Source organism: Bradyrhizobium sp. PRIMUS42 (genome assembly GCF_023006515.1).
Taxonomy (GTDB): Bacteria; Pseudomonadota; Alphaproteobacteria; order Rhizobiales; family Xanthobacteraceae; genus Bradyrhizobium.
Genome location: NZ_JALBGZ010000255.1, coordinates 1 through 8,088, shown reverse-complemented (window position 1 = coordinate 8,088; position 8,088 = coordinate 1). Strand labels below are relative to the sequence as shown.

Sequence of the window (8,088 nt, the reverse complement as noted above, 5' to 3'; positions counted from 1 at the left end):
CGGCCCAAGTCACCGTCGCGTCGTCCAGCGGCGCGCGCCTCTATCAGGGCGCCTGCGCCGTCTGCCACGAGGTCGGCGGTCTGCCGCTGTTCGGCACCAGGCCCTCTCTCGCGCTCAACAGCAATCTGCACAGCAGAACGCCGGACAATCTCGTGCAGATCATTCTGCACGGCATCGCCGAGCCGGTGTCGAGCGACCTCGGCTACATGCCGGCGTTCAGGAACAGCATGAGCGACGCACAGATCGAGGAGCTCGTCACCTTCCTGCGCAAGCAGGTCGCGCCGGACAAGCCGGCGTGGACCGGCGTGCGCGAAACAATCGCGCGGGTGCGCAGCTCAACCCACTAGTCATTCCGGGGCGACGCGAAGCGGGGAGCTATGATGCGCAATTGCGCATCATAGCTCCCTCGCTACGCTCGGGCCCCGGAATGACACTGAATGAAACGTCAGAGTTACGGCTCTAGCCGTGCTTCTTCACGTCCACCGGCGGCGTGCCGTGGGTATGGAAAGACTCGATCGTCTTCAGCCCCCATGCCTGGCCCTTCTTGCGCTCCTCCTCGGTCCACACGATCGGCTTCCAGTCGGGCGCGAGAATGAGGCGTGCGCCGGCATTGGCGACCTCGACGCGGTTGCCGCCGGGCTCGTAGACGTAGAGGAAGAAGGTCTGCTGGATCGCGTGCTTGTGCGGGCCGGTCTCGATGTGGATGCCGTTCTCCAGGAAGATGTCGGCGGCGCGCAGAATCTCCTCGCGGCTGTCGAGCGCGTAGGTGACGTGGTGGAAGCGGCCGGGCGTGCCTGAATGATCGAGCGAATAGGCGAAATCGTAGCTCTTGTTCGACATGGTCAGCCACATCGCCGCTTCCCTTCCGTCGTTGAGGACGATCTGCTCGGTGAGGCGGCAACCGAGGTAATTCTCGAAGAACTCGCGGTTGGCCTTGATGTCGACGGCGAGGCAGTTGAGATGATCGAGGCGGCGGACGTTGACGCCGCGCGCGGGGAAGCGCTGGGCCTGGTTCTTCAGCGCCGGTTTCAGCTCGGGCGGCGCCTGATACCATTCAGTCTCGTAATAGAGCTCGACGATGTGACCGTCGGGATCCCGGCAGCGGAAGGTCGGCCCCTGCCCCATATCGCCGTCGATCCAGCCGATATCGAAGCCGGATCCTTTCAGCGCGGCGACCCGGCGCTCCAGCGCCTGCTGGCTGCGTGCGCGCAGCGCCATGTGCTCCATGCCCGAGGTCTTCGACGCCGTCAGCTTGAGCGAATAGCGCTCGTAATCGTCCCAGCCGCGCAAGTAAACCGACTCGCCCTTTTGGCCGCTGACGGTCATGCCCATGACGTTGACGAAGAATTTCAGGCTCTCGTCCGGCTTGGGCGTCAGCAGCTCCATATGGCCGAGATGAGCAAGATCAAGGATCGGTTCGGGCTGCATGCTTTCCTCCAGGCACAGCTGGCGATCCGTCGGACCGGATCGCGCGATCGGGGCCCGGGGCCGCAACGCGCCCGATTTGCCCGAAGGCGGCATCGAAGCCGCCGGCTCATTTGTACTAATGTACAAATGATTAGGTCCCGTCAACAAATCAAAACATCCCCCTGAATCGACTGACATCCCGCCTCCGAGACCAACATCCCCCGAACGGCGGACCGACTGGCCGGATGGTAAATTATTGCTTAACTGCTTTTGGCGGCCAACGGCCTGGAACCGAAGCATTTTCCCGCCGATTCTGCCCGGACGGATGCAATCGGAACAAAGCTCATGACCGAATTGTCGCGGATTTAACGAAGCGCCCGCGCCTGCCGCTTAACCGTTTGTGCAGCGACGGCCGCGCATAGTCCGGGCAAATCCCTCGCTCTTGCCAGGTTCATTGATCGTGACATCCTTTGGACGCGTGATTTCGGTTCGCGGATCGCTCGCCCGGGTCGGGCTATTGGCGGAAAGCCAGATGCCGATCTCGGAAGTTCGGGCGACCGTCGGCCGCTTCGTCAGTATTCGCAGCGCCAGTTCGGTCATCGTCGCGATGATCACCGAGGTATCCTGCGAGAACCTGTCGAGCAGCGACAACTATATCGCGGTCGCCTCGGTCGACCTCCTCGGCGAGATCCTCAACGCCGCCGACAAGCCCAAATTCCAGCGCGGGGTCACCAACTATCCGACCATCGGGGATGCCGTCGATCTGATTACGAGCCAAGAGCTGCGCACGATCTACGCGCCGACCGGCTCGGACCAGATCAACGTCGGTTTTCTCCAGCAGGACCGCTCGGTCATCGCCTATGTCGACGTCGAGGAAATGCTGTCCAAGCATTTTGCAGTGCTGGGATCGACCGGCGTCGGCAAATCCACCGGCGTGTCACTGCTGCTCAACGAGATCCTGAAGGCGCGCCCGAACCTGCGCATTTTCCTGCTCGACGTGCACAATGAATATGGCCGCTGCTTCGGCGACCGCGCGCTGGTGCTCAACCCGCGAAACCTGAAGCTGCCGTTCTGGCTGTTCAATTTCGAGGAAATCGTCGACGTGCTGTTCGGCGGCCGCGCCGGCGTGCCGGAGGAGCTCGACATCCTCGCCGAGGTGATCCCGCTCGCCAAGGGCGTCTACACCCAGTATCAGAACGCAGACCGCATCGGCCTGAAGCGCATCGATCCCAAGCAGATCGGCTACACCATCGACACGCCGGTGCCCTATCGCCTGGTCGACCTGATGTCGTTGATCGACGAGCGCATGGGCAAGCTGGAAAATCGTTCCTCGCGCATCATCTATCACAAGCTGATCTCTCGCATCGAGGCCGTGCGCAACGACCCACGCTACGCCTTCATGTTCGACAACGCCAACGTCGGCGGTGACACCATGGCCGAAGTCATCAGCCATCTGTTCCGCCTCCCGGCGAACGGCAAGCCGATGACGGTGATGCAGCTCGCCGGCTTCCCGGCCGAGGTCATCGACTCCGTCGTCTCGGTGCTCTGCCGCATGGCCTTCGACTTCGGCCTGTGGAGCGACGGCGTCTCGCCGCTGCTGTTCGTGTGCGAGGAAGCGCACCGCTACGCCTCCGCCGACCGCAACATCGGCTTCGGCCCGACCCGCAAGGCGGTGTCGCGCATCGCCAAGGAAGGCCGCAAATACGGCGTCTATCTCGGCCTCATCACTCAGCGTCCGGCCGAGCTCGACGCCACCATCATCTCCCAGTGCAACACGCTGTTCACGATGCGGCTTGCCAACGAGCGCGACCAGGCGCTGCTCCGCGCCGCCGTGTCGGACGCCGCCGCGAACCTGCTCTCCTTCGTACCCTCACTCGGCACGCGCGAAGTGCTGGCCTTCGGCGAAGGCGTCGCGCTGCCGACGCGCTTACGCTTCAAGGAAGTGCCGCCGCATCAATTGCCGCGCGGCGAAGCCACCATCTCGAGCGTACCGTCCGTCACCTCCGGCCACGACATGCATTTCGTCAGCGCCGTGCTCGAGCGCTGGCGCGGCGCCACCTCGCAGCGCGATGTGCCGAACGATCCGGTGTTCTCGGCCCCTCCGGCCAAAACGCTCTCCAACGTCGAGGCCCCGATGCTGCAGCCCTCGATGGGGCTCGATCCGGACCGCTTCTCGCTCTTGAAGAAGCCGTTGCGGTAAACTGCTCGTGTCCCGGACGCCGGGACCCCAGACGGCAACACGGGACATGTGGAGTGATGCGCCCCGCTGACTGGACGATGCTCTGCATCGCCAGGGAGGCGCTGCGCTGCGTCCGGAGCACAAGACGTTACTGCGCCTCTGGAGCGCCTCGCCCGCCTAGACTATATTTTGCCGACTCCAAGCCGGCGTTCAACCCATGACACAAGCCCACGCGCGCTCTCATGGGACAAGTGCCGAAGAAGTGACAGGCAAGACATGACCGAGCTGGACTGGCCCGAAATTCTGCTGCGCCTGGGAGCCGCGACGCTCGCCGGCGGCGCGATCGGCCTGAACCGCGACCTGCACGGCAAGCCGATCGGGCTGAAGACGCTCGGCATCGTCGGGCTCTCCACCGCGACCGTGGTTCTGCTCGCACTGCAGCTTGCCGAACCGACCAAGGTCGCCGACGCCGCCAGCCGTGTCATCCAGGGCATCCTCACCGGGATCGGCTTTCTCGGCGCTGGCGTCATCGTCCACCAAAGCACGGGGTTTCGCGTTCGGGGCCTGACCAGCGCCGCCTGCACCTTCCTTGCCGCCTGCCTCGGCATCGTTTGCGGCGCCGGAGAATGGAAGATCGTGCTGGTCGCGCTGGCCTTCGCTTTCGTGCTGCTCACGATCGGCCGCCGCGTCGAACGCTGGCTGCATCGCGCCCTCGGTGGCAAGGAGGATCCGCACCGGGCGGAGGTTTCGCCTAAGACGGGTTCCGAGGACAGCGGCTAGAACCGCAGCCGCCGGCTCCACAACGGCTTCAGCAGCTCCAGCACAGTGAGCACCAACAATCCCGCGCCGAGCGTGACCATGAGATCGTCGAGGTGCAGAGGACCGAAACGAAACAGGCTCGATGCCGGCGGCCACAACAAAGCCACGGCGAGAACGAGCGCGATCGACAGGAATATCCAGAGCAATGCCGGGTTCGGACGGAAGAAGGCTGACATGAAGGAAGCGCTGAAGGACCGGTTGACCAGCACCAGTGCGACGACGCAGACGACCAGCGCGATGAAAGCGAGCGCGCGCGCCTCATCGGGCGGAATACCGGAACGAAGCGCGACGACGAAGATCGCGGCAATCAACGCAAATGCCATGGCACCCTGGAGGATGCTCCAGCCGATCAACGCCCACGAGAACAGCTCCGCATCGGCGCGCCGCGGCGGGCGCGTCATGATATCGCGCTCCTCCCGCTCGGCTTCGAACACGAGCGAGCAGACGGGGTCGATGATCAGCTCCAGAAACGCGATGTGAACCGGACCAAGAACCAGCGGCAGCCCGAAAACCAGGGGAAGCAGGGCAAGCCCCGCGATCGGAACGTGGACGGCGAAAATGAAGGCCATCGCCTTCCGGAGATTGTCGTAGATCCGGCGCCCCAGCCGGATGGACGCAACGATGGAGCCGAAATCGTCGTCGAGCAGGACGATCGAGGAGGCCTCGCGGGCGACATCGGTGCCGCGGCCACCCATTGCGATCCCGATATGGGCAGCCTTCAGGGACGGCGCGTCGTTGACGCCGTCTCCGGTCATCGCGACGATCTCGCCGTTGCGCTTCATCGCCTGAACGATCCGCAGCTTCTGCTCCGGCAGGACCCGCGCGAAGACGTTTACATTCCTGACGAGGGCTTCCAGCTCGCTGTCGTCCGCGAGCTTGATCTGCTCGCCGGTCACGACCTCGTTGACGTCAAGCCCCGCCTGCCCGGCGATCGACATCGCGGTCGCAGGATAATCGCCCGTGATCATGACGACGCGAATGCCGGCCGAGCGCGATTCACCCACCGCCTCCGGGACCTGCGGACGAAGCGGATCGGCGAGCCCGACGAGACCGAGAAAGCGAAAGGGGAAGCCTTCCTGTGAGGTCGGCAGGCTCTCGCCGTCGCAAGTCGCGGCGGCTACGCCCAGTACGCGAAGACCATTCTTTGCCATCGCCGCGACCGCATCGCGCAGCGCCCCCTGCTGCGCACCATCCAGCTTGCAGAGGTGCGCAATAGCCTCGGGAGCACCTTTCGCAGCGGCCAAGACTTCCTCGCGATGCGGCAACTGCCAAACCTGGGTCATTGCCAGCAGCTCGGGCCGCAGCCCGTAGCTGCGCAACAAAATCCGAGCGCCCCCGGTTTCGTCGTCATCCGGCACACTGGCAAGCACGAACGCGTGCAGCGCCTTCTCCATCGGGTCGAACGGCTCCGGCGAGCTCGCGAGAGTGCTGCACCGCGCCAGCTCGAAAAACTCCGCTCCCACAGGAGCCGGCTGCGGCGAGCCAAGGCGCAAGCTCGTCCCATCACCCAGCCTCAGTTCAGCAACCGACATCCGGTTCTGCGTCAGCGCGCCGGTCTTGTCGGTGCACAGCACCGTGGCGGAGCCGAGCACCTCGATCGCGGCAGCGCGCCGCGTCAGCACGCGCGCCTTCGAGATGCGCCAGGCGCCCATCGCCATGAACACCGTGAGGACGACGGCAAACTCCTCAGGCAACATCGACATGCCGATGGCGATGCCTCCGAGCAGCGCCTGCAGCCAATCCCCGCGCAATGTTCCGTAAAGCAGCACGGCGGCCAGGCTGATCGCGGCGCCGCCGAGAAAGCAAAGCCGTACGAGCCGTGCGGTCTGCTGTTGCAGCCGGGGCGGCTCTGCCTGCAAGCCATGCAGCGACAAGCCGATCTTGCCGATCTCGCTGCGAGGACCGGTGGCCTCGACCTCGGCCAGACCCTCACCTCGCACCACCAGCGAACCGGAATACACGAAGGGCAGATCATCGCCGCCCGGGCGATGCTCAGCCAAGACGGTGTCGGTGGCTGACGTCTTGACTGCCTGCTTGCGAACCGGGACGGATTCTCCGGTCAGCAGGGACTCGTCGACCGCCAGATCACGCGCGCTGACGAGCAGCGCGTCGGCCGGAATCCGGTCGCCTTCGGCCAGAACGAGGAGATCGCCGCGAACGACGTCCCGGCCCGCGATCCGCCGCCGCTCCCCGTCCCTGACCACGAGCGCGCGCGGACTGGTCAGCTCTCGCAACGCTTCCAGCACACGTTCGGTGCGGGTTTCCTGCACGATCGTGATCACGATGGAGATGGCGCCGAATGCGAGCAGGAGCAGGGCCTCGCGGAGGTCGCCGAGCAGGAGATAGACAAGCCCGCCGCACAGGAGCAGCGCGAGCATCGGCTCGCGCACCACTTCTAGAACGATACGCAGCGGCGTACGCCGTTCGGACCGAGGCAGTTCGTTGTAGCCTTCCTGTTGCAGCCGCAGCCGAGCCTCGGTTTCGCTCAGCCCGGCCGAACCGGCGCGCTCTGTCTTGCTCACGTCTTCCGCCGCAGGCTCCAGAGACTTCCAGCCCCCACGATGGCCGTCACAAGCAGAACGGCGACGAAGGTCTGGATGATGGTGAAGTTCAGGGCATCGCGCGCGACGAACAGCGCGGTGAGCGCGCCGGCGACGATAAAGACGATGCGAAAGATGATGCTCATGGTCATGTCTCCGATCAGCATGACCTGGAGCCCACCTCACCCTCGACATCCGGGCGCAACGCTCTTCGGCATTCATGCAGGCGGACATTACCGGCCGGCGCCGACACGCATTTGCGGCATGTCAAGGCGTGCCTGGAACGCGATGTCGCTGGCCCGAAAATTCCGCCGCCCCTTGCGTGCTTCGAGACATGTCTACGCACAGCACGACCGGAGATGTCCGGCGTGTGACCCATCTGTGAAAGTGACGCCGGCGGAGAAATAAAGTTCCCGTTGGACGGGAATCGAGGCGATTCCACAATCGCACACGTTTTATTAAGAGTCTCACCCCCTACTGGCGCAAACAATTCGGCACAACCTCCACGACCTCCGTCGAGTCCACGGACGGGGGCACGGACGAGTCGTGCCTGCTAGAGGGCGCCATCTCATGAATCTGCGAGCCTCCATCATCGCGACGTGCATCGGCACAGCATTCTTCGGGATTGGCTACGCCTGGAACTTTCAGCCCGACGTCATCAATCCCGATGAAATATGGAGCATGTTTCAATCCGAGCATCGCAAGGCCCGAGCTGCGGTCTCTCGCATTCTCATCGAGCCGAGTTCGGCTCACTTCAGCAGCCTGCGAACGGTCGAGGCAGACGCTGCGCGATACGTATGCGGCGCCGTGAAAGCGAAGAACAAGGCCGGCCACTCCATCGATGCCGCGTTCGTTTACACGGTCGCGAGCGATTTCGCCCGGGTCGACGACGACGGCCGGATGACGTCACAGCACTCTCCCTACAAATCATGCCCAACCGCGGCCGACGTCAGGACTGCCGAACAACAAATGCCGATAGCACCCGGCGCGCTGGCGGTGGCCAAGGTCGTCGGAAAGGTCGTCCCCCATTCCAGCGGCGGGACAATGGAGCAACAGCTTGGCCAACTCGCCGCGCAGACAGCAGCGGTCGCGCCAGGATCGGGCCCCGCCTCGGGTCCGGTCGGGACAGGACCGGCACCGACG

General features: G+C 64.4%; 6 protein-coding genes and 1 pseudogene. 4 read left to right on the top strand and 3 right to left on the bottom strand.

All coding sequences use genetic code 11. The features are described 5' to 3' along the window. On the top strand, window positions 1-347 hold a 347-nt coding region (locus MOV75_RS19495), incomplete at its 5' end, for a cytochrome c (protein WP_247006408.1). Between the two features lie 112 nt (window positions 348-459). On the opposite strand, the gene MOV75_RS19490 is transcribed toward MOV75_RS19495, so the two are convergent. Beyond that, window positions 460-1,428 carry a catechol 2,3-dioxygenase gene (locus tag MOV75_RS19490; RefSeq protein WP_246919502.1) on the bottom strand — a complete coding sequence of 323 codons (969 nt, stop codon included), beginning with the start codon at window positions 1,426-1,428 and terminating at the stop codon, window positions 460-462. Window positions 1,429-1,867: 439 nt separating this feature from the next. Between MOV75_RS19490 and MOV75_RS19485 the strand changes: the two genes are divergently transcribed. Then, complete coding sequence (locus tag MOV75_RS19485) at window positions 1,868-3,607, top strand: ATP-binding protein (protein ID WP_246919506.1); 1,740 nt, start codon at window positions 1,868-1,870, stop codon at window positions 3,605-3,607. 255 nt (window positions 3,608-3,862) lie between these two features. After that, window positions 3,863-4,366, top strand: a complete 504-nt coding sequence (locus tag MOV75_RS19480) for an MgtC/SapB family protein (RefSeq protein ID WP_246919511.1) — start codon at window positions 3,863-3,865, stop codon at window positions 4,364-4,366. Here the strand turns inward: MOV75_RS19480 and MOV75_RS19475 are convergent. Together MOV75_RS19475 and MOV75_RS19470 are read right to left on the bottom strand one after the other, a co-directional pair. Then, the gene (locus tag MOV75_RS19475; RefSeq protein WP_247006407.1) at window positions 4,363-6,927 is read right to left on the bottom strand and encodes a cation-translocating P-type ATPase; all 2,565 of its coding nucleotides are present in this window, start codon (window positions 6,925-6,927) and stop codon (window positions 4,363-4,365) included. The two genes, MOV75_RS19480 and MOV75_RS19475, sit on opposite strands and share 4 nt — an antisense overlap. Continuing rightward, window positions 6,924-7,091 carry a hypothetical protein gene (locus MOV75_RS19470; protein WP_246919522.1) on the bottom strand — a complete coding sequence of 56 codons (168 nt, stop codon included), beginning with the start codon at window positions 7,089-7,091 and terminating at the stop codon, window positions 6,924-6,926. The genes MOV75_RS19475 and MOV75_RS19470 overlap by 4 nt, the downstream gene beginning before the upstream one ends. Window positions 7,092-7,515: 424 nt before the next feature. Between MOV75_RS19470 and MOV75_RS19465 the strand changes: the two are divergent. Next, window positions 7,516-8,088: pseudogene (locus MOV75_RS19465) on the top strand (hypothetical protein); the annotation flags it as partial.

Coding starts and splice junctions, on each gene's coding strand:
- MOV75_RS19480 (WP_246919511.1), top strand. CDS start 3,863: ATGACCGAGCTGGACTGGCCCGAAATTCTGCTGCGCCTGGGAGCCGCG.
- MOV75_RS19470 (WP_246919522.1), bottom strand. CDS start 7,091: ATGAGCATCATCTTTCGCATCGTCTTTATCGTCGCCGGCGCGCTCACC.
- MOV75_RS19490 (WP_246919502.1), bottom strand. CDS start 1,428: ATGCAGCCCGAACCGATCCTTGATCTTGCTCATCTCGGCCATATGGAG.